20 protein-coding genes and 1 tRNA gene are annotated in these 20,829 nt (G+C 67.7%); 6 read left to right on the forward strand and 15 right to left on the reverse strand.

Annotated elements, in window-relative coordinates; all coding sequences use genetic code 11:
• Nucleotides 1-20: 20 nt before the first annotated feature.
• The 7 genes from pknB to ACIQJ5_RS15180 are packed head-to-tail and all read right to left on the reverse strand — an operon-like array spanning nucleotide 21 to nucleotide 8,922.
• Entirely contained in the window at nucleotides 21-1,688 is a 1,668-nt protein-coding gene (pknB, locus tag ACIQJ5_RS15150) for a Stk1 family PASTA domain-containing Ser/Thr kinase (RefSeq protein ID WP_308070730.1), read from the reverse strand.
• Between the two features lie 33 nt (nucleotides 1,689-1,721).
• Complete coding sequence (locus ACIQJ5_RS15155) at nucleotides 1,722-3,518, reverse strand: protein kinase domain-containing protein (RefSeq protein ID WP_231091286.1); 1,797 nt, start codon at nucleotides 3,516-3,518, stop codon at nucleotides 1,722-1,724.
• The gene (locus ACIQJ5_RS15160; protein ID WP_402845085.1) at nucleotides 3,515-4,972 is read right to left on the reverse strand and encodes a peptidoglycan D,D-transpeptidase FtsI family protein; all 1,458 of its coding nucleotides are present in this window, start codon (nucleotides 4,970-4,972) and stop codon (nucleotides 3,515-3,517) included. Before ACIQJ5_RS15160 ends, ACIQJ5_RS15155 begins: the two co-directional genes overlap by 4 nt.
• Nucleotides 4,969-6,384, reverse strand: a complete 1,416-nt coding sequence (locus ACIQJ5_RS15165) for an FtsW/RodA/SpoVE family cell cycle protein (protein ID WP_231091284.1) — start codon at nucleotides 6,382-6,384, stop codon at nucleotides 4,969-4,971. Before ACIQJ5_RS15165 ends, ACIQJ5_RS15160 begins: the two co-directional genes overlap by 4 nt.
• Nucleotides 6,384-7,619: a Stp1/IreP family PP2C-type Ser/Thr phosphatase gene (locus ACIQJ5_RS15170; RefSeq protein ID WP_231091283.1), complete on the reverse strand. Its 1,236-nt coding sequence runs from the start codon at nucleotides 7,617-7,619 to the stop codon at nucleotides 6,384-6,386. The genes ACIQJ5_RS15165 and ACIQJ5_RS15170 overlap by 1 nt, the downstream gene beginning before the upstream one ends.
• 5 nt (nucleotides 7,620-7,624) lie before the next feature.
• The gene (locus ACIQJ5_RS15175; protein ID WP_231091282.1) at nucleotides 7,625-8,188 is read right to left on the reverse strand and encodes an FHA domain-containing protein; all 564 of its coding nucleotides are present in this window, start codon (nucleotides 8,186-8,188) and stop codon (nucleotides 7,625-7,627) included.
• Nucleotides 8,188-8,922, reverse strand: coding sequence for an FhaA domain-containing protein (locus ACIQJ5_RS15180; RefSeq protein ID WP_402845088.1), 735 nt, complete (start codon nucleotides 8,920-8,922; stop codon nucleotides 8,188-8,190). Before ACIQJ5_RS15180 ends, ACIQJ5_RS15175 begins: the two co-directional genes overlap by 1 nt.
• Nucleotides 8,923-9,074: 152 nt before the next feature.
• On the opposite strand from ACIQJ5_RS15180, the gene ACIQJ5_RS15185 reads away from it, so the two are divergent.
• Nucleotides 9,075-9,158: transfer RNA gene (locus tag ACIQJ5_RS15185), tRNA-Leu, on the forward strand.
• Between the two features lie 147 nt (nucleotides 9,159-9,305).
• Here the strand turns inward: ACIQJ5_RS15185 and ACIQJ5_RS15190 are convergent.
• Nucleotides 9,306-9,632: an ArsR/SmtB family transcription factor gene (locus tag ACIQJ5_RS15190; RefSeq protein WP_402845090.1), complete on the reverse strand. Its 327-nt coding sequence runs from the start codon at nucleotides 9,630-9,632 to the stop codon at nucleotides 9,306-9,308.
• 81 nt (nucleotides 9,633-9,713) lie between these two features.
• Between ACIQJ5_RS15190 and ACIQJ5_RS15195 the strand changes: the two genes are divergently transcribed.
• Nucleotides 9,714-11,006, forward strand: a complete 1,293-nt coding sequence (locus tag ACIQJ5_RS15195; protein WP_402845286.1) for an NAD(P)-binding domain-containing protein — start codon at nucleotides 9,714-9,716, stop codon at nucleotides 11,004-11,006.
• Between the two features lie 50 nt (nucleotides 11,007-11,056).
• Here the strand turns inward: ACIQJ5_RS15195 and ACIQJ5_RS15200 are convergent, their stop codons facing one another.
• The 4 genes from ACIQJ5_RS15200 to ACIQJ5_RS15215 all read right to left on the reverse strand — a co-directional run bounded on the left by ACIQJ5_RS15200 (nucleotide 11,057) and on the right by ACIQJ5_RS15215 (nucleotide 14,635).
• Nucleotides 11,057-11,452: an arsenate reductase ArsC gene (locus tag ACIQJ5_RS15200; RefSeq protein WP_402845092.1), complete on the reverse strand. Its 396-nt coding sequence runs from the start codon at nucleotides 11,450-11,452 to the stop codon at nucleotides 11,057-11,059.
• Nucleotides 11,449-12,378 (reverse strand): metalloregulator ArsR/SmtB family transcription factor, encoded by a 930-nt coding sequence (locus ACIQJ5_RS15205; RefSeq protein ID WP_402845094.1) that lies wholly within the window; start codon nucleotides 12,376-12,378, stop codon nucleotides 11,449-11,451. The genes ACIQJ5_RS15200 and ACIQJ5_RS15205 overlap by 4 nt, the downstream gene beginning before the upstream one ends.
• 32 nt (nucleotides 12,379-12,410) lie before the next feature.
• Nucleotides 12,411-13,559: an ACR3 family arsenite efflux transporter gene (gene arsB, locus ACIQJ5_RS15210; protein ID WP_402845096.1), complete on the reverse strand. Its 1,149-nt coding sequence runs from the start codon at nucleotides 13,557-13,559 to the stop codon at nucleotides 12,411-12,413.
• A gap of 218 nt (nucleotides 13,560-13,777) precedes the next feature.
• Nucleotides 13,778-14,635 (reverse strand): alpha/beta fold hydrolase, encoded by an 858-nt coding sequence (locus ACIQJ5_RS15215; RefSeq protein WP_402845098.1) that lies wholly within the window; start codon nucleotides 14,633-14,635, stop codon nucleotides 13,778-13,780.
• Between the two features lie 97 nt (nucleotides 14,636-14,732).
• Between ACIQJ5_RS15215 and ACIQJ5_RS15220 the strand changes: the two genes are divergently transcribed.
• Nucleotides 14,733-15,296 (forward strand): TetR/AcrR family transcriptional regulator, encoded by a 564-nt coding sequence (locus ACIQJ5_RS15220; RefSeq protein ID WP_231091217.1) that lies wholly within the window; start codon nucleotides 14,733-14,735, stop codon nucleotides 15,294-15,296.
• 73 nt (nucleotides 15,297-15,369) lie between these two features.
• Here the strand turns inward: ACIQJ5_RS15220 and ACIQJ5_RS15225 are convergent, their stop codons facing one another.
• Together ACIQJ5_RS15225 and ACIQJ5_RS15230 are read right to left on the reverse strand one after the other, a co-directional pair.
• A complete protein-coding gene (locus ACIQJ5_RS15225) occupies nucleotides 15,370-15,906 on the reverse strand; it encodes a hypothetical protein (RefSeq protein WP_231091216.1) in 537 nt (178 codons plus the stop codon).
• An 88-nt stretch (nucleotides 15,907-15,994) separates the two neighbouring features.
• Entirely contained in the window at nucleotides 15,995-17,248 is a 1,254-nt protein-coding gene (locus ACIQJ5_RS15230; protein ID WP_402845100.1) for a ferrochelatase, read from the reverse strand.
• Between the two features lie 244 nt (nucleotides 17,249-17,492).
• Here ACIQJ5_RS15230 and ACIQJ5_RS15235 point away from each other — a divergent pair, with 244 nt between their 5' ends.
• The 3 genes from ACIQJ5_RS15235 (at nucleotide 17,493) to gap (ending at nucleotide 20,242) form a co-directional block, all read left to right on the forward strand.
• Nucleotides 17,493-17,933, forward strand: a complete 441-nt coding sequence (locus ACIQJ5_RS15235) for a hypothetical protein (RefSeq protein ID WP_402845102.1) — start codon at nucleotides 17,493-17,495, stop codon at nucleotides 17,931-17,933.
• 118 nt (nucleotides 17,934-18,051) lie between these two features.
• Entirely contained in the window at nucleotides 18,052-19,104 is a 1,053-nt protein-coding gene (locus ACIQJ5_RS15240; RefSeq protein WP_402845104.1) for a GlxA family transcriptional regulator, read from the forward strand.
• 139 nt (nucleotides 19,105-19,243) lie between these two features.
• A complete protein-coding gene (gap, locus tag ACIQJ5_RS15245) occupies nucleotides 19,244-20,242 on the forward strand; it encodes a type I glyceraldehyde-3-phosphate dehydrogenase (protein WP_402845105.1) in 999 nt (332 codons plus the stop codon).
• Between the two features lie 46 nt (nucleotides 20,243-20,288).
• Here gap and ACIQJ5_RS15250 read toward each other — a convergent pair whose 3' ends face one another.
• Entirely contained in the window at nucleotides 20,289-20,801 is a 513-nt protein-coding gene (locus tag ACIQJ5_RS15250) for a hypothetical protein (protein ID WP_402845107.1), read from the reverse strand.
• Between the last annotated feature and the right edge of the window lie 28 nt (nucleotides 20,802-20,829).

Consider the following 20,829-nt stretch of genomic DNA (forward strand, 5'->3'; position numbering starts at 1 on the left):
AGGGCGTCACGAGGACGCGGTCAGCCCGCGCAGTAGGTCAGATCGACGGTGGAGTGAATGTCGACGTCGCCGATCTGCACCTGCGACTGAACGGTTCCGCCGGTGCATGAGGGATCGGGCGTGGCGTTCACGGTGAGCTCGAACTCGGGCCCCTCGAGCGTCTCCCGGGCGGCCTCGAGCGACCAGCCCTTGTAGTTGACGACGGTCACCTTGCCGGAGGCCACGAGAAGTCGCACGGTGGTTCCGGGCGCCACCTTCTCACCCGCGGCCGGCTCCGAGGAAATGACGGTCCCCTTCGCACGCGAGGGGTCGTTCTGCGCGTTCACGGCTCCGAGCTGCAGCCCCGCCGCCTGTAGCGCCTGGGCCGCGGACGTCTGATCCACCAGCGCCGGCACCTCCACGGTGGCTGCACCGGTGGACACCACCAGCGTGACCGACGACGCCGGCTCGATGGGAGTTCCGGGTGCGGGATCTGTTCGTATGACCGAACCCGCGGCCACATCCTCGCTGGCTTCTTCGGTCTTCTTGAAGCGCAGGCCCTTCTCGGTGAGTTCGTGCGTGGCCTGGTCGAACTCCATCGTCACCACATTGGGGACGGTGAGGCCGGTGGGAGTCGCCGTGGGAGAAGGCTTGCCGAAACTCACGGCCCAGAACACGACGGAGACGACGAGAACCGCGACGACCGCCACGCCCGCCCAGATCCACGCCACGGGCGGACCCTGCTGAGTGCGGGTCATCGTGGTGTCGGTGGAGAGCTGACGCAGTGATCGTGCCGTCTCGGCTGCGGCGCGCGGGTTGGCGCCGTAGAGCTCGTTGGTGAGGTTCTCCAGGTGTCGCTTGGACGGCGTGCGTCCGTCGGCGGCACCGGCCAGCGCAGCGCGGAAGGTGGCCGCATCGGGGTAGCGGTTGTAGGGGTCCTTGGCGAGCGCGCGCAGCACGACCTCATCGAGCGCCCGGGGCACGGCCTGATCCACCTCGGAGGGGGGCACGGGTGTCTCGCTGACGTGCTGATAGGCGACGGCGACGGGGGAGTCGCCGCGGAACGGCTGGCGCCCCGTGAGCAGCTCGTACAGCACGATGCCGGTGGAGTAGAGGTCGGTGCGGGCATCGACCGGCTCGCCCTTCGCCTGCTCCGGCGAGAAGTAGGCCGCCGTGCCGATGATGGACGTGGTCTCGGCGACGGTGGACGAGGAGTCGGAGACCGCGCGTGCGATCCCGAAGTCCATCACCTTGACGCGGCCGTCCTCGGTGATCATCACGTTTCCGGGCTTGATGTCTCGGTGGATGACCCCGGCTCGGTGCGAGTACTCCAGCGCCTCCAGGATGCCGTCGACGTAGCGCAGGGCGTCCGACGTGGTGAGTCGTCCCTCCGCGGCGTGCTGCTTGAGGGTGCGCCCCGTCACCAGCTCCATGATGATGTAGGGGACCGCGACGTCGTTCTCCGTGTCCTCGCCCGCATCGAAGACGCGGACGATGGACTGGTTCGCCATGCGGGAGGCGGCCTGCGCTTCCATCCGGAAGCGGGTGCGGAAGGTGCTGTCGCGTGCCAGGTCCTTGTTCAGGATCTTGACGGCGACGGTGCGTCCGAGCTTGAGGTCGTACCCGCGGTACACGGTGGCCATGCCACCGGTGCCGATGACGTCATCGACGCGGTATCGTCCCGACAGGACACGTGACGGTTCCGACACGGACTACGCCCCCCATATCTGTGTGGGACAAGCTTACTGGCTGCTGCCGCCGTTGCCCGACGTGTCGCCCCCTGCACCAGCGGTGGGTGTCGCGGTGGGGCCGGTCGGCGTCGGCTCGGGCTCCGGTGCCGGAGTGATCTGGACCTTCACTTCGGCAGACGCCGGGCTCGGTCGTTCACCGCACGTCACCGTGTAGCTGGCGATGGCGGCCTGCGGAGCCATGTCGCCGATCACCACGAGCAGGCGCTCGGGGCTGGAGACCTGCTTGGAGGTGGACTGGTCGTCCTGGAACACCGCGTTCGTCAGTGTGATCGTGTAGCCGGTGAGTGCCTCGTCCGCCGGGCATGCCTGGTAGGCGGGCCAGGTGAGCTCCACGGTGGAGCCCGCCTCCGCCTGCTGCACCGCGTTGCCGTTGACGGCGAACGTCGCCGCTGCCGGTGCCACCAGCTCCGACTGCGCACCGTAGAGCGTGAGCGTCACGGTGGAACCCTCCTCGACGTTGCCGCCGGCGGGCGCCATGGAGGCCACCGCGCCGACCAGGTCGGCGCTCGGCGCGGGCGTGGTGCCGTCCACGCACTCGCCGACGAGGTTGTGGGCGGCCAGCGTGGCCTTCGCGGCGTCGCACGGCTGGTTGAGGAGGTTGAGGTCCCCGAGCGGCACCAGCTTCGTCGTGGGAGTCGGCGTCGACGAGGGGGTCTTGGAGGGCGCGGCCGAGCTCGGCGGCGCCGATGTGGTGACCTTGTCCGCGCCGTTGCTGCTCGGGTTCAGCAGAGCGAACAGCGTGCCGGCCAGCACGATGAGCAGGAGCGCGATGAGCGCGACCAGCGGCCACGTCCACGGGCTGCGCTTGCCCTTCGTCGCGGTGGCCGCGGGCTGCTGCTCGGTGGCGTCCAGCATGCGGGTGGCTGCGGCGGTGTCTCCGAAGAGCAGCTGGGTCGCGTCGTCCTCAGCACCGGCCAGCGCACCCATTCCGGTCGCGATGGCGGGTACGGCCTGTACTGCAGCTGCCATGTCTCCGCGTCGGAGAGCGGTGGCGGCACGTGCCACTGCGGCCGAGGACGCGGGGCGATCCTCCGGCTTCTTCGCGATCATCGCCATCACGAGGTTCTGCACCGGCTGCGCCACGGTTGCGGGCAGGGGCGGCGGGGTGTCGTTGATCTGCGCCATGGCGATCGCGACCTGCGACTCGCCGGTGAAGGGGCGCTTGCCGGCCAGGCATTCGTAGGCCACGATTCCCAGCGAGTACGTGTCCGTGGCCGGGGATGCAGGATGACCGGACGCCTGCTCCGGCGACAGGTACTGCACCGTTCCCATCACCTGTCCGGTGGCCGTGAGCGGCACCTGATCGGCGATGCGGGCGATACCGAAGTCCGTGATCTTGACGCGGCCGTCGGGGGTGATCAGCAGGTTTCCCGGCTTGATGTCGCGGTGCACCAGCCCGGCGGCGTGCGCTGCCTGGAGCGCTGCGGCCGTCTGCGCCACGTAGTCGAGCGTCTTGTCGCTGCTGAGCGCACCATCGCGCTCCAGGATGGAGGAGAGGGCCTCGCCGGGAACGAGCTCCATGACGAGGAAGGCCGAGCCGTTCTCCTCGCCGTAGTCGAAGACGCTCGCGATGCCCTCGTGGTTCACGAGGGCGGCGTGGCGCGCCTCGGCGCGGAACCGCTCGAGGAACCCGGGGTCCCCCATGTACTCGTCCTTGAGGATCTTGATCGCGACGGTTCGCCCGATGACGTGATCGGTCGCTTCCCAGACCTCGCCCATGCCGCCGATGGCGATGCGGGACACCAGCTCATACCGTCCACCGAAGGTGACGCCCTGTGTCGGCCTCATTTGTTCAGCACCGCCTCCATGACCTGCTTCGCGATGGGAGCTGCGATGGCATCTCCCGATCCTGACTGCCCCTGACCGCCGCCGTTCTCCACGACGACCGCAACGGCCACTTCGGGGTTCTCCGCCGGAGCGAAGCCCGTGAACCAGAGCGTGTAGGGTTCGTCGGAATCGTTCTCGGCGGTACCGGTCTTACCGCCCACGTCGACTCCGTCTATTCTTGCACCGCCCGCGACGCCATTACTGACATCGGCGACCATCATGCTCTTCAGCGCATCCGCCACTTTCGAGGTCACGGGCTGAGACAGCTGCTGGGGTTCAGTTGCATTATGCACACTCAGGTCCGGCGCCACGATCCCGTCCACCATGGTGGGGGTCATCACCACGCCGCCATTGGCGATTCCGGCGGCCACGAGCGCCATCTGCAGCGGGGTGGCGCGCAGGTCGCTCTGGCCGAATCCCGCCATGCCGGTCTGCGGCACATCGAGCTTCTGCGGGAACACGGAGGCGGGTGCCTTGAGGGGCAGTTCGAACGAGTGGTTGAAGCCGAACGACTCGGCCATCTGGCGCAGGGCGTCATCGCCCAGCTCGATGGCCAGTTCGGCCATCGGCACGTTGCAGCTGAGGCGCAGGGCGTCGGCGATGGTCACGGTTTCACCGGGGCCACACGTGCCGCCGCTCGCGTTCATGACCTGGTGATTGGTCTGCGGCAGCGTGAAGCTCGCGGGGTTGGGCAGCGTGGATGAGGCGGTGTACTTGCCCGAATCCAGGGCGGCCGCGGCCACCACCAGCTTGAACGTGGAGCCCGGAGGGTTCATGTCGCCGCCGATGGCGCGGTTGATCAGCGGGTCGGGGTTGGCGGCGTCTAGGGCGTCGTACGCCGCATTGGCGGCGTCGGTGTCGTGCGTGGCGAGACTGTTCGTGTCGAACGTGGGCGAGCTCACCATCGCGAGGATGCGGCCGGTCTTCGGCTCGATGGCGACCACGGCGCCCTGCTGGTCGCCGAGCGCCTCGAACGCAGCCTTCTGCACCACCGGGTCCAGGGAGAGCGCCACGCTGGAGCCGCGCGGCGCCTGACCCGAGATCAGCTGGTCGAGCCGCTCGAAGAACTGCGAACCGCCGCGGCCGGAGAGTTCGCTGTTCATCGCCGCTTCGATGCCGGTCCACGACCCCAGGGCGGGGTTGTAATAGCCGGTGACCGGCGCCCACATCGCGGCGTCGGTGTAGACGCGCTGGAACGAGTAGAGATCGCTCGTCGGCACGGACGATGCGATCACCGAACCGCTGGCGATGATCGATCCACGCTGCACCTCGTAGCTGTCGTACTGCGCGCGCTTGTTGTTCGGGTTCTCCGCGAGCGAGTCGCTCTGCACACCCTGGATCACGGTCACCGAGCAGAACAGGGTGAGGAACATCGCGAGGATGAGAATCGCCAGTCGACGAACTTCCTTGGTCATCCGATCACCACCCGGGGCTGGCTGCGTACCGCGTCGGAGACCCGCAGCAGGAGGCCGACGATGATCCAGTTGGCCACCAGCGAGGAACCACCCGAAGCCAGGAAGGGCGTGGTCAGACCCGTGAGCGGGATCACGCGCGTCACGCCGCCCACCATGATGAACACCTGCAGCGCCAGGGTGAACGCGAGGCCCGTGGCCAGCAGCTTGCCGAAGTCGTCCTGGCCGGTGAGGCCGATGCGCAGGCCGCGGCTGATGAACACCATGTAGAGGCAGAGCAGAGCGAACAGGCCGACGAGTCCGAGTTCTTCACCGAGGCTCGGGATGATGTAGTCGCTCTGCGCCAGCGGGGTGAGATACGGCCGGCCCTGGCCGAGACCGGTGCCCACCAGGCCGCCCTGGCCCAGCCCGAAGATGCCCTGCACCAGCTGGAAGCTGCCGTTCTCCTGGTCGATGACGCCCTGGTCGAAGGCGTTCAGCCAGTTGTTGAAGCGGTGTCCGACGTAGGGGAGCACCCGAGAGGCGAGGAAGGCGCCGCCGCCGGCGAGCAGCAGACCGATCACCACCCAGCTGGTCTTGCCGGTGGCCACGTAGAGCATCGCGACGAACATGCCGAACATCAGCAGACCGGTGCCGAGGTCGCGCTGAATGACGATGATGCCCATCGAGACGAACCACAGCACCAGCAGCGGGCCCAGCTCCCGTGCGCGCGGCCAGGTGAGGCCGAGGAAGCGATGGCCCACCGACACCAGGCTCTCGCGGGTGCGCACCAGGTAGCCGGCGAAGAAGATCGCCAGGCAGATCTTCGCGATCTCACCCGGCTGGAACGAGAACACGCCGGCGATCGACACCCACACCTGCGCGTTCCCGTCGGCGCTCAGGAACGGAATGAACGGCAGCAGCAGCAGGAGGATGCCCGCCAGTCCGAAGATGTACGTGTAGCGGTACAGCAGGCGGTAGTTGCGAAGCAGCAGGACCACGGCGAGTGTCGCCACCAGCGAGATGATCAGCCAGACGATCTGCTTGATCGAGTTCTGGTCCCAGCCCGGGCTCATCTCGCCCACGCTCAGCCAGTGCAAGTCGATGCGGTAGATCTCCGCGATGCCGATACCGGTGAGCAGAGTGGCGATGGGGACCACGAAGGGATCGGCGTTGGGCGCGCGCCACCGCAGGACGACGTGCAGGACGATCACGAGCAGGGCGGTGCCGCCGAGCAGGCCGAAGTACTCCGCGTCGAGGGTGCCGCTGGTGGCCATCTGGACGATGTAGACGGCGGCGGCGCTGATCAGCAGGGCGAACAGCAGAAGCACCAGTTCCCGGTTGCGCTGCTTCTTGGGCATGCGGATCTTGCGCAGCGCCTTGATGACGGCGGTGTCGCCGGATGCGGGAGCGTCTCGCGTGAGCGCGTCGGACATCAGTTCACCCCCGCATCTTTGCGCAGGCGTTCCACGATGGCCTGGGCGTCGGCGAGCGAGCGTGCGCTGATCGTCTTCTCGACGTTGGCGCGCTGGAACTCGGTGAGCTCGGCGAGCAGGATGTTGCTGTCCTCGTACGTATGGGACAACGCGATCGGGCCGATGCCTTGCTGGATGCCCTGGTAGATGACCACGGAGTCGTCATCAGCGCCCACGTAGTAGCGGGTCTGCGTCCACTCGTACGCCACGAACAGGGCACCCGCGATGGCGATCAGCACGACCACGAGCCCTGCGAACCAGGCGATCCGGCGCCGCTTGGCGCGGCGGCGGTCCTCTTCGATGAGCTCTTCGAGGAACTCGGCTGCGGGTTCGAAGTGCGTGGGCTCGTTTGCGGCCTGGCGAGCGGTGTGCAGCCATCCGGGGCGGGCGGTGCGCGCTGCCGGGATCTCGATGCCGATCGGGTTGGCCGCGGACCCGACGATGGTGCCTGCCGTCGCGAACGCCGGATGCGGGCCGCCGACGTCGGCGATGACGATGGTGACGTTGTCCGGGGCCCCGCCGTCGAGGGCCTGCTTCAGCAGCAGGTCCGCCGTGCGACCCGGCGCGTAGCCGTGGTCCAGGACCTTCTGCATGTGGATCTCATCCACGACGCCCGAGAGACCGTCGGAGCACAGCAGCCACCGATCGCCCTCCTGCGTCTGCATGATGAAGGTGTCGATCTCGGGGTGCGGGTCCTGATCTCCGAGCACGCGCATCAGCACCGAACGACGCGGGTGGTAGCGCGCTTCCTCGGGGGTGATGCGGCCGGAGTCCACGAGCCGCTGCACGAAGGTGTGGTCCGTGGTGATCTGGGTCAGCACGCCCTCGCGGTAGAGGTAGATGCGCGAGTCGCCGATGTGCGCGATGACGGCGTTGTCGTCGACCATCAGGATCGCATCGACCGTGGTGCCCATGCCGGTGAGCTCCGGGCGTCGCCGGGTCATGTCGATGAGGTCGCCGGCGGCCTCGGTGATGGCGTCGCGCAGATCGTTCTCGGCGTCGCGGGTGCTGGCGTGGGCGGTGTCGAGCGCCTGCAGCCGGCTGATCGCGAGAGCCGAGGCCACATCGCCACCGGCGTGACCGCCCATGCCGTCGGCCACGACGAAGAGATTGGATCCGGCGTAGCCGGAGTCCTGGTTGTTCGATCGGACCTTCCCCGTGTGGGAGATCGCGACGGCGGAGCCCTGGAAGACCATCGCCCTTACTTCCTCAATTCGAACGTCGTCGCGCCCACCTTGACGGGTGCGCCGACGCGGATCGGGACGGGCGAGGCGACGCGATCGCCGTCGTGCCACGTTCCGTTGGTCGAATCGAGGTCTTGGATCATCCACTGATCGCCCCAGAGGACGAGGCGAGCGTGGTGGGAGGAGGTGTAGTCGTCGCGGATCACGAGTCCGGACTCACGCGATCGCCCGATCGTGAGCGGCTGGTTTCCGAGCGGAATCTCCAGACCGGCCTTCGGTCCGGAGGTGATGACGATACGCGAGACGGTCGATGTGGTGGCCGGCCCGGTCGCGGCGGAGGCGGATGCCCGAGGCGTGCGCACCGGCTCGACGGGGGCGGTGCGATCGTTGGACGGAGCCACGGGCGCCGCAACGGCCTGTGCCGGCCGCGGCGGAGTGTCGACTCCTTCAGGGCCATCGGGGAGCTTGCGCGCCCTCACGCCGAAGAGGTCCGAGCGCAGCGAGTACACCACACCGAAGACGAAGAACCACAGCAGCACCAGGAATCCGATGCGCAGCAGCAGGAGAGTGAGGTCGGTCATCAGCTGAGCTCCCTCGCGTCGAAGATGCGCGTGGCGTCATCACGCGCTGTAGAGCGCGCGGGACGAGCCTGCTGCGCGACGACGCGGAACACGATGCGGGTCTTGCCGATCGTGATGGTCGAATCGGGCTCCAGCGCGCTGGAGGAGAATTTCACGCCGTTGAGCTTGGAGCCGTTGGTGGATCCGAGGTCGCGCACCATGCCTCGTGTGCCGTCCCAGAGGATCTCCACGTGCTTGCGTGACGTGTTGGGGTCGGCGATGGTGATGTCCGCATCGCTCCCGCGCCCGATCACCGTGCGCGCCTTGGTGAGCGCATGACGCTGGCCGTCGATGTCCACGACCGCACGCCAGGAGACGGAGGCGGCCTGCGCCGACTCGGATTCCACACTGACCGTACCCGTGGGGGTGGTCGTGTCGGCCACGATGGTGATCGACAGTGGGCCTGCGAACGAGTACCCCTGCTGCTTCGCGTGCTTGCGCACGATCTGCTCCAGCTCGGTGGTGAGCGTGCCGCCGTAGTTCGACATCTTCGATTCGTCGGCGGGCGACAGCAGCACCGTGAAGGCGTTGGGGGCGAGGATGCGATCCCGGCTCACGACGGCCGCGTTCGTGTCCATCTCACGCCGCAGCGCGGAGGCGATCTCGACCGGCTGGATGCCGCTGCGGAAGGTGCGCGCGAACGCACCGTTGACGGCGCGCTCCAAGCCCTTCTCGAAGCTGTCCAGTAGTCCCACGTCTCTCCTCCGGCCAGGTCACGGCAGGCGTGCCGTACTGGGCCATGCTAGACGGTGAGGCTGGGACCGGCTGGGAATTCGGGTCACGATGGTCATGAGCACCGTCCAAACCGTGCTAATCTCATCAGGTGCTTCCGGAGCGATCCGGATGCGCGCGAGTGGCGGAATAGGCAGACGCGCTGGCTTCAGGTGCCAGTGCCCGAAAGGGCGTGGGGGTTCAACTCCCCCCTCGCGCACAGACACCCCCGATCCTGTGGATCGGGGGTTCTTGCGTATTACCGTGCTGTGGCCCCGTGTTTCTTAGGAAACACGGGGCCTTGTCGTGCCCGTTCCAGGTCTGTGGCGCAGCGGGCCGGGTTGGGGGCAAGAAATAGCGTGAATGGCTAGCGGATGAGCGCTGCGTGGGCGGCCGTGAATCCACTGTCGCCGATGGAGAAGTATGCCCACTTGCCACGCTGCTCGCGTGAGACGAAGCCCGCTTCGGTGAGGATCTTCATGTGGTGCGAAACCGTGCCTTGCGTGAGGCCGACCGGCGCCGTGAGGTCGCAGATGCACGCTTCCTGTCCCTCCGATGCTGAGATGAGACCGAGGAGCTTGATGCGGACGGGGTCGCCTAGAGCCTTGAACAGTCGTGCGGTGCGCTCAGCTTGGTCGTCGCTCATCGCGACCGCCGCGGGCGCGCAGCAGGTGCCTGTCTCAACGGTGGTCATGGACTCAGCGTACCCCTCATATTGACATTCTTCAATGTGAAGGAAATGCTTGTCATATCGACACTCGTCAATTTGAGGAGCATTGTGTCTGAACTACCTGTCGTCGTCATCGGAGCTGGTCCCCAGGGTCTCGCAGCCGCCGCGCACCTCGTGAAGCGGGGCATGCCGGTCATCGTTCTCGAAGCAGGGGACGCGGCCGGAGCAGCCGTTTCGGAGTGGTCGCACGTTCGCCTTCTCTCGGCCTGGTCGGAGCTCGTGGACGCTGCGGCACGTGAGATTCTCGTCTCAACTGGCTGGGTCGAGCCGACGGAGGGTTACCCTCGTGGGGGCGAGTGGGTCTCGGGCTACCTCGCTCCGCTGGCTGCGGCGCTCGGTGATCGTGTTCGATTTGGGCAGCGCGTAACGGGCGTTGCTCGCCAGGGCCGCGACCTCACCGTGTCGTCCGCTCGCGCGCGGACGCCGTTCGTCATTCACACCGTTGCACCCAACGGCACTGAATCGCGCGTCCTGGCTCGTGCGGTCATCGATGCGGGTGGCACGTGGCGTACCCCGAACCCGGCGGGAGCGGATGGGACGCCGGCACTCGGTGAGCGCACTGCGGACATCCGTCACGACATCCCGGATGATGTCTCCGCGCTCGCCGGTAAGCACGTCGTTGTCATCGGCGCGGGCCACTCTGCGACCCACGCAGTGATTCGCCTCGCGGCCCTCGCCCGCCGCGATAGGACAACGAAGGTGACCTGGCTGCTGCGCCGCAAGGCGGGGTCAGGACTATTTGGGGGAGGTGCCGCCGACGAATTGCCTGAACGCGCAGCCCTCGGTAAGAGCGCCCAGCGTGCCGTCGAATCCGGTGCTGTGGAGCTGATTCGCGGCTTCCGCGTGGCGGAGTTCACGAGTCGGGGCATCATCTCCGAGGACGGAGCGCGCGTGGAGGACGTGGACGCTGTCTTCGCTCTGACTGGCTTCCGCCCCGACTACTCTTACCTCTCTGAGGTGCGAACGAGCACGGACGACGTACTCCAAGCTGTGGCGGGCATCGCAGCGGAGATCGACCCGAACCTGCACTCCTGCGGCTCCATCGGCGCCACGGGTGCCCGAGAGCTCGTTCAACCTGAGAAGGACTTCTACATCGTCGGTGCGAAGAGCTACGGACGTGCCCCAACGTTCCTCGCGCTCACCGGCTTCGAGCAGGTGCGTTCGGTCGTGGCCGAACTTGCGGGCGACCACGAAGCCGCGATGCGGAGCGAGCTCGTGCTCCCGGAGACCGGCGTGTGCGGTGGCGCGGGTGATTTTGGGGATGCCCCAGCGGCCGGCAGCTGCTGCGCAGCCCCAGCGCCGCAGCTGATTCAGCTGGGTGGTATCGGAGCCCGATGAACCACAGAGAGGCCGTGAGCACCTTGCTCATGGCCTCTCACTTGCTTTGGTCAGGGCCGAGGCTGAAGGCTCGCAATCAGCTCCTCGACGCGTCCCCTGATCTCGTCACGGATCACGCGCACCGGCTCGATTCCCTGCCCCGCAGGGTCGTCGAGCTTCCAGTCTTCGTAGCGCTTGCCCGGAAAGAACGGGCAGGCATCGCCGCAACCCATCGTGATGACGACGTCCGACTCCTGGACGGCCTCGGTGGTGAGCACCTTCGGTGCCTGCGAGGCGATGTCGATCCCGACCTCGGCCATCGCGTCGACAGCCGTGGGGTTGATCTGATCGGCAGGGATGGAGCCCGCGGAGAGCACCTGGATGCCGGGGGCGAGCTCGCGCAGGAATCCGGCGGCCATCTGGGAGCGGCCGGCGTTGTGCACGCAGACGAACAGGACTGTGGTCATGATGGTCGCTTTCCGAGGGTGGTGAGGAGGGTTTCGACGCGTGCAGCGATGTCGTCGCGGATGGCCTCGATGCCGGCGGGGGAGGCGAGCGCGGGGTCGCCCACGGGCCAATCCTCGTAGCGGACGCCGGGAATGACGGGGCAGACGTCACCGCAGCCCATTGTGATGACCACATCGGCAGCCCGCACCGCGTCATCGGTGAGGGGTTTGGGGAACGGGTCGGATGTGGGATCGATCTCCTCGATCAGCGCACGTACCCGGGGCTGAACGCGTCCCGCCGGAGCTGATCCGGCGGAGCGGGCGATGACGCGCCCACCCGAGCGCTCGGTGAGGAGCGCCGCGGCGAGCTGTGAGCGTCCGGCGTTCGCGACGCAGACGAACAGAACGTGCGGCGCGTCCGTCGTCGTGTCGCGCGAGAGGTCGTCGAGGCGCTGGCGGGCGAACTTCTCGGTCAGCGGGACGAGTGGGCGCGAGACGGTGGTGCGGCGGGCGAGGCCCGCGTAAGACTCGCGAACCACGTACACAACGAGCTGCGGATCGAGTGCCGGGTGGTTGTGATGCATATCCGCGGCGATGCGGGTGAGCTGGGCATCGACATCCGCAAGGCGGGTATCGGTGGGCTGGTCGGCGTCTACGGCAGTGGGCGCAAAGGAATCCAGCAGCATTGTCACCGCTGGCCGCAAGCTGGGCGTGATCCGGTAGTACACCCACGTGCCGCGCCGCTCGGATTCGAGCACTCCAGCGTCACGCATGACCTTCAGATGGTGCGAGATGGTGGGCTGTGAGACGTCAGCGAGGGCTTCGAGATCGCAGACGCACGCCTCGCCGCGGGAGTCTGTCGAGATCGCCGAGAGCATGCGCACGCGCAGCGGATCGGCGAGCGCTTTCAGAATTGCCGCCAGAGCACCGGCGGCCGGTTCACCCATGGCGTGCATCGTGGTGGGAGTGCATCCTTCGGTCACGCGAGAATCTCCGACGTCGCCCGGGCGCTGGTCGCGGAAGCGAACGGATCGGTTCGGAACCAATGACGGGCTGCCCACAGGGAGACGTAAACGAGGCCGACAAGAACCGGTACTTCGATCAGCGGACCGACGACGCCGGCGAGAGCCTGGCCCGATGTGGCCCCGAACGTCGCGATCGCGACGGCGATGGCGAGTTCGAAATTGTTCCCGGCGGCGGTGAAGGCGAGTGTCGAGGATCGAGCGTAGCCCAGCCCCACAGCCCTTCCGACGCCGATACCGAGGGACCACATGATCGCGAAGTATGCCAGCAGGGGAAGAGCTACGCGTGCGACATCCCACGGACGGGAGGTCACCTGGTGCCCCTGTAGCGCGAACAGCAGGGTGATGGTGAACAGCAGTCCACAGAGTGCCCACGGTCCGATCTGTGGCAGGAACTTCTCCTCGTACCATTCCCTGCCCTTCGCCCTCTCGCCGATGAGGCGCGACGCGAAGCCCGCGACGAGCGGGACACCGAGAAAGACCAGCACGTTGAGGGCGATCTGCCAGACCGAGACGTTCAGGCCCTGACTGCCGAGTCCGAGCCAGCCGGGGAGCACGGTGAGGTAGAACCAGCCCAGGAGCGAGAATGCGAAGACCTGGAACACGGAGTTGATGGCCACGAGCACGGCCGCTGCTTCGCGGTCCCCGCAGGCGAGGTCGTTCCAGATGACCACCATCGCGATGCACCGAGCGAGTCCCACGATGATGAGTCCCGTCCGGTACTCCGGGAGCTCAGGGAGGAAGATCCACGCGAGTGCGAACATCAACGCGGGGCCGACGAGCCAGTTCAGGACAAGGGATGAGACGAGCAGCTTCTTGTCGCCGGTGACGGCGGCCACCCTGTCGTATCGGACCTTCGCGAGCACGGGGTACATCATCACGAGGAGCCCCAGTGCGATGGGGGCCGAGATTCCACCGATCTCAAGGCGGGCGAGCACCTCGGAGACGCCAGGGACGAATCGTCCGAGCAGGAGCCCCGCAAGCATGGCGAGCGCGATCCACAGCGGGAGCCAGCGGTCGAGCGTCGATAGGTGCCGCCGCGCCGTCGTATCTCCGCATACTGCCGACCCCTCAACCTCTGCCGGGCCGCCTCCTTGTATTGACATACGTCTATATTGAAGAACTTCGATGCAAACCACAAGTGAAGCCCTGCGAGTCCGTTGCCGGACGAACCGGGATGGGCCGCGGATCGGGTCCGGTGCGCGCAGATTGGCGAACTGGCCTCGTGCCCCCGGGGGGGCACGAGGCCAGAGCCGCCACGTGAGCAGGTGTGCTCAGGTGGCGCTCGGCTATCGGAATCTGCGCCGGGGGCCGACCTGCTGTGTCAGGAGCTGATCTCGTCCTTCGAGAGGAAGCTCGTCAGCGCGGCGTTCACCTCGTCGGCGTGCGTCCACAGCAGTCCGTGCGGGGCGCCGTCGACCTCGACGTACTCCGCCTCCGGCACCGCCTGGTGGAAGCGGCGCGCGGTGGCGTCGATCGGGAGGATGTTGTCCTTGGTGCCGTGCAGGATCAGGGTCGGCTTGCCCGATGCGCGGACGGCCTCGACGTCGCCCCGGAAGTCCTCGATCCAGGACGGGACGACCGCGTACGCGGCGACGGGTGCGCTGGTCACCGAGAGGTTCCAGTTGGCGTCGACGACCTGCTGGCTGATGCGGGTGCCCAGGTTCTCATCGAGGTTGTAGAAGTCCTGATAGAACTGCGTGTACCAGGAGCAGCGATCGCTCTTGGCGGCTGCGGCGATGCCGTCGAAGACCTCCTGCGGGACGCCCTCGGGGTTGTCGTCGCGCTGCACGAGGAACGGCTCGAGCGATGCGAGGAAGGCCAGCTTCGCCACCCGGTCGTGTCCGTAGGTGCCGACGTAGCGGGCGAGCTCGCCCGTCCCCATCGAGAAGCCGACCAGAACCACGTCGCGCAGGTCGAGGGTTTCGAGCACGGTGTTGAGGTCTGCGGCGAACGTGTCGTAGTCGTAACCCGTGCCCACCTTCGAGGACTGACCGAAGCCGCGGCGGTCGTAAGTGATGACGCGGTAGCCCTGGCTCAGCAGCTCGCGGGTCTGGCGCTCCCAGCTGTGCCCGTTCAGCGGGTAGCCGTGGATCAGGACGACTGGCTGCCCCTCGCCCTGGTCCTCGTAGTAGAGCTCGATCGGGGTGGTGTTCTCGGTGCCGACGGTGATGAATCCCATGATCTTGTTCCTCTCAATCACGAGCGAGAACGGTCGTTCTCACCTGATGCGTCGACCATATGAGAACGACCGTTCTCTTGTCAAGTAGACTGAGCGCATGACCGAATCGGAAGCGCGGGAGAAAATCCTCGCTGCGGCGGAGGACCTCTACTACCGCAAGGGATACGCGGCCGTGGGAATGGACGAGCTGCGCACCGCCGCCGGCGTGTCGCTCCGGCGCCTGTACGCACTCTTCCCGTCCAAGACGGACATCATCGCGGCTGTGCTGCAGCGCAAGCACGAGGAGTGGGAGTCCGGGCTGGCCGCGGCGGTGAGCGCGGCGGGGGAGGAACCGCGGGCTCGCATGCTCGCCGTCTACCGTCACCTGGAGGACTGGTTCTGTGCCGATGACTTCCGCGGCTGCGCCTTCATCAATGCGTTCGGAGAGCTCGGTGGCACCCATCCCGAGATCGCGCAGATCGTGCGAGAGCACAAGGCGTCGTTTCAAGAGCAGATGGCAGCGCTCGCGGCAGAGGCCGGAGCGTCTGCTGCGCTCGCCTCGCAGCTCTCCATCCTCGCCGAAGGTGCTCAGACCACAGCGGCGATATCGTCGGACCCTCGCGTGGCGACGGAGGCACGGGCCGCAGCCGAGACGCTGATCGACTCCGCACTCGCGCGCTAGTTGCCGGATTCGACGGGGGCAGGGGAATGCAGATCACGGGGCTTGCCCATCTCGCGCAGTGTCCCCGCGCCGGTCATCCCGCCGCCGGCGCGCTGCGGTCCCACCCGAGGAAGAGGCGGCCACGACCGAGCGCGAAATCTCGATAGCTGATCCGCAGGCTGGGGATGCTGAAGTCCGTCACGAGTCGTCTGTCGAGGTCGATGTCGATGTGACCGGCGCCGGCCCGGTCGCGGTTCGGTGCCAGTGTGACCCGGGCGGTTCCGTCGTCTCGGACATCCACCGCACTCATCCGATGACTGTCGATCGATCGGCCCCAGATCGGCAGTTCTAGTGGGAAGGCCAGGCGCGCGGCGAGTGCGCGCCAGACGATCATCCGCGGGTCGTACCGGAGTGTCTCCTCGCCGTCGGTGACGGCCCCGAGAGAGGCGATGTAGGCGGCGACGACCTGCCCCTCGGCGCCCACGACCTCATAGGAGTCGATCCACGGCTCCGCATGCAATCGGTAGACGGATCGCACATCGCCGAGGATGACATCCGCGGTGCAGTCGACGACGCGTACCGACCGGTAGTCCGTCAGAAGGGCGACGACTTCCAGGAGATCCAGCTTCATTTGGCGATGCTAGCCCGTGCTGCGCTCGGCGGACGCTGGGCAGGCACCCCTTCGGCGGAGACGCAGCTCCCCGCCGAAGGGGTATGACTCAGGGGACGAGGCCCGCGACGGCGGGCTTGAAGCCGAGTCGCCGGTTCTCGCAGCACCCGGGCCGGCACACGTCGAACCAGGGACCGATCGTCGTGGTGTTCTTCCGCTGCTCGACGGGGCGTCCTTCGAGGCGCTCCTGCACGAGGTCGACGAGCGCGCCCACGAAGGCGGGGTGCACGCCGGGGGTGGGAGTGCGGGTCACCCAGAGTCCGCGGTTCTCCGCCGTCTCCGTCGCTTCCTCATCGAGGTCCCACATGACCTCCATGTGGTCGCTGACGAAGCCGAGCGGGACGATGATCACGGCGGTGCGGTCGGTGAGCGCCTCGATCGCGTCGTTGATGTCGGGCTCGAGCCACGGCTGGGATGCGGGACCGGAGCGCGACTGGTAGACGAGCTGCCAGGAGATGTCCGGCTCCACCCGTGCGACGATCTCCCGCGCGGCGGCGAGGTGCTGGGCGGCGTATCCGCCACCGGGGGAGTCCGGGAACAGCGACGCTCCGGAGAGCTCCGCATCCAGGGTGGGGATGCTGTGCGTGGCGAAGAGGACCTCGATCTGGTCCCGGCTGTTGCCGGCGGCAGCGGCCTCGCGCAGCGCGGAGGCGAGTCCTTCGACGAACGGTTCGAGGAATCCGGGGTGGGAGAAGAACTGCCGGACCTTGTCGATTCGCATGTCCTCCTGAAGTCCGGATGCCTCCAGCGCGTCCGCCCAGTCCTCCCGGTACTGCCGGCAGGACGAGTACGACGAGTACGCGCTCGTGGGAATCGCCAGCAGGTTCCGGACGCCGTCAGCGGCGGCCGCCGTCAGCGCCTCGTCCAGGTACGGCGCCCAGTTCCGGTTGCCCCAGTAGACAGGCAGATCGACCCCCGCTGCCTGCAGCGCATTGCGGAGCGCCTCCAGCAGCCGTCGGTTCTGATCGTTGATGGGGCTCACGCCGTCGAAGTGACGATAGTGGTGCGCGACCTCTTCGAGACGCTCGTCGGGGATGCCGCGGCCACGCGTGACGTTGCGCAGGAACGGGAGGACATCGTCCTGACCCTCCGGTCCGCCGAAGCCCGAGAGCAAGATCCCGTCGTAGGCGAACGGCTGGGTCGTGTGCTCCGGTCCGTCGGCGGTGGCGGGGGTGGCGCTCGCCACCCGGGCTCCGGGATCGAAATGAGCGTGTGAGGCCGGATCCGGCTTGCGCTCTCGCGGAGCCTGCTCGCCCGTCTCGGGCGCGGTGCCCCCGCGAGGTGACTCGTGGTCTTCTCTCATGGCATTCCTCCGGTTGAGTTCCTGCGCCATCATAGCCTTCATCTGATGAAGGACTGCTCCACGGCGCCGGGTCGGCCCTCTCGACGGGATCGGCCTTCCCGGTCCCGGCCTGGGGCGCGCGGTTCCTGTCATGAGAGACTGCGGGACGAAAGGGGCGGCGCGGTGTCGGTCGACGCGGCACTCGCCGCATGGACTGTGCGATCCCGGGGAGGCCCCGCCGAAACCCGGGAGAAATGAGAGAGCCATGAGCGAGCCTCGACCGATTCCCGTCACTCCCCGGCGCTGGACGCGCCCTCTCTATCTCGTTCTGGTCGTCGCGGCCCTGGCGACAGTGATGTTCGCCTGGTTTCACACCCCGGTGGTCGAGGTCGCGTCGGCCACGGCAGGGGAGAGCACGACGATCCGGTGCGCCAACGCCGGCCCGTCGCGATGGGACTCGCCCACGGTGAGCCGCGGCCAGGAGCTCGCTGACGGAACGGGCCCCGCCATGCAGTTCCTGAACCAGCAGATCATCAAGAACGACATCGAATCCCTCCGGGTGGACCTCGCGTGCGGGCGGGCCCGCGACGCGCACACGAACACCCTGATCGTGACCGCTTTCGCATCCGGTGCCGTGCTGTTCTTCGGGCACTCCGCGCTCTGGGTGCGCCGCACACGCTCGCAGGCAGCGACGAACGCCGCGTGACCCCGGCACCGGACGGCGGCCCGAGGAGATCGAGACGACGGGCGCTGCTGGGCTGGAGGGGAATCGCCGTTCTTCGCACGGGCGTCCAGCCGGGCGGGACGTCCATGAAGATGGGCGTATGACAGACCTCGATGTGGTCCTCACCACGGGTGATTCCGGTGAGCGCACCCCGGGCGGCGATCCGTCCGCTGCAGCCCCGGCCGCTGTGCGCACAGAAACCGGGGCGACTGCCGAGAACCACCGTGTCGCGGTCCTCGTCCTCGAGGGCGCGAAGCCGCTGGATGTCGGAATCCCCTCGCAGGTGTTCGCGCATCGGGCGAGCATGCCGTACGAGGTGCGGGTGTGCGGAGCCGAGCCCGGTCTCGTCACCGGCGGAGACGGCCTTTCGTATCACGTGGCCGAAGGGCTCGAGGCGCTGGAGCAGGCGGACACCGTGTTCGTGCCCGGGTACCGCGAACCGGCGAATACGGAGCCGCCGGCCGCGGTGGTCGCTGCTCTGCGCGCCGCCCACGCCCGCGGCGCTCGGCTGGCCGCCATCTCGACCGGAGCCTTCGCGCTTGCGGCCACGGGCCTGCTCGACGGACGTCGTGCGACCACGCACTGGCACTACACGCGCGCTCTGGCACAACGGCACCCGCTGATCCGGGTCGATGAGAACGTGCTCTTCATCGACGAGGGCGACGTGCTGACGTCCGCGGGGGCCGCCTCGGGCATCGACCTCTGCCTGCACCTCGTCCGGCGTGATCACGGTGTGGCGCTCTCGAACCGGGTGGCGCGGCGCCTCGTGGCTGCGCCCTACCGGAGCGGAGGACAGGCACAGTATGTCCCGCGGAGCGTGCCGGAGCCGCTCGGCGATCTCTTCGCGGAGACCCGCGCGTGGGCTCTGGGACGGCTCGACGGCTCGCTGACGCTCGCTGATCTGGCGCGCAACGCGAACGTCTCAGAGCGCACTTTCTCCCGCCGGTTCGTCGAGGACACCGGCTACACCCCGATGCAGTGGGTCCTGCGGGCACGCGTGGATCTCGCGCGGGAACTGCTCGAACGCTCCGATCTCGGCGTTGAGCAGATCGCTCACCGGGTGGGCCTGGGCACGGGCGCGAACCTGCGGCTGCATTTCCAGCGGATCCTCGGCACATCTCCGACGGAGTACCGGCACACGTTCTCGGCCTAGGCCGACCCGGTGGCGGAATCCTCGCGCCCCGTGGCAGGAAGCGTGGCGTGATACTTGCGCATGCTGTCCTGCAAGCCACTGTCCCGGTCCGTCGACTGTCCCGAGCATGGAAGGCGGCACAGGAAACGAGAGGACAGCCATGACCCGTATCGCCATCAACGGCTTCGGACGTATCGGACGAAACACCCTGCGCGCACTTCTGGAGCGCGACACCGACCTCGACGTCGTCGCCGTCAATGACCTGACCGCGCCCGATGCCCTCGCTCAGTTGCTGCGCTTCGACAGCTCGCTCGGCCGTCTCGGCCGGCCGGTCGACGTGGAGGGTGACAGCCTGGTCGTCGACGGTCGCCGCATCCGGGTTCTCGCCGAGCGCGAGCCCGAGAACCTGCCCTGGGCTGAACTCGGCGTGGAAGTGGTCCTGGAGGCGACCGGACGATTCACGTCAGCGGAAGCCGCCCGGGCCCATCTGCGTGCCGGCGCGAAGCGCGTGCTCGTGAGCGCCCCCTCCGATGGGGCCGACGTGACCCTCGCCTATGGCGTCAACACCGAGCAGTACGATCCGGCGGCGCACACGATCGTCTCCAACGCCTCGTGCACGACCAACGCTCTCGCCCCGCTCGCGAAGGTCCTCGACGACCTCGCCGGGATCGAGCACGGCTTCATGACGACCGTGCACGCCTATACCCAGGAGCAGAACCTCCAGGACGGTCCGCATCGCGATCCGCGCCGCGCTCGCGCCGCCGGGGTGAACATCGTGCCGACCACCACGGGTGCGGCTAAGGCCATCGGGCTGGTGCTGCCGGGTCTCGACGGCAAGCTGTCGGGCGACTCGATCCGTGTGCCGGTTCCGGTCGGCTCGATCGTCGAGCTGAACACCACCGTCGCGCGCGAAGTCACTCGCGACGAGGTCCTTGCCGCCTATCGAGCCGCGGCTGAGGGTCCGCTGGCGGGCATTCTGGAGTACTCGGAGGATCCGCTGGTGTCCAGCGACATCACCGGGCAGCCGGCATCGTCGATCTTCGACTCGGCTCTCACGCGCGTGGACGGCAAGCACGTCAAGGTCGTCGCCTGGTACGACAACGAGTGGGGCTTCTCCAACCGGGTGGTGGACACCCTGTTGCTGCTCGCCCAGTCCTGAGCTGTGTGGTCCGGGGCGCTCGCGGGTGCCCCGGACCGTCCTGGGATCAGCGCAGGCCGTCGACGCAGGTGCTCCCCGGGCGTACTTCGTGCCACAGCTCGTACTCGGACCCGTGCTCCGTCTCGATCTGCCACGGGGGAAAGTCGATGTACTCGTCCATCGCGAGGGCCCACGATGCGTCGGGCCTCGTGGATCGCGGATCGTCTGCGGGGATGTCATCCTGGGTCGTCCAGGACTCGGCGGGGTGGGTCTTCGCCCACTCATAGATGAGCTGGCCCGTCTGCGACCAGTCCCGCGCATTCATGTTGTCGGCGACGGAGGTGGGCATCGGCAGGCGGTCCGAGGTCCGGTAGTCGTACGTGCAGAAGTACGTCTTCCCGTCCTCGCCCACGTAGCTCAAGGGGATCGTCACGTTGGTGTGGAGCCACGGACGCTGACCCACCACGAGCATGGTGGCAACGATGGTGATGACGCCGGCGCTCGCGATCACTGCGGCCAGCCACCAGGCGCCGCGCCGCCGGTGCGTGGTCCTCACGGGCGGGGGTGCGGAATGCGTCACGAGCGGCTCCTTTCGATCGCGCGTGCCT

Source organism: Microbacterium sp. GXS0129, assembly GCF_044769785.1.
In the GTDB taxonomy this organism is placed as follows: Bacteria; Actinomycetota; Actinomycetes; order Actinomycetales; family Microbacteriaceae; genus Microbacterium; species Microbacterium nymphoidis.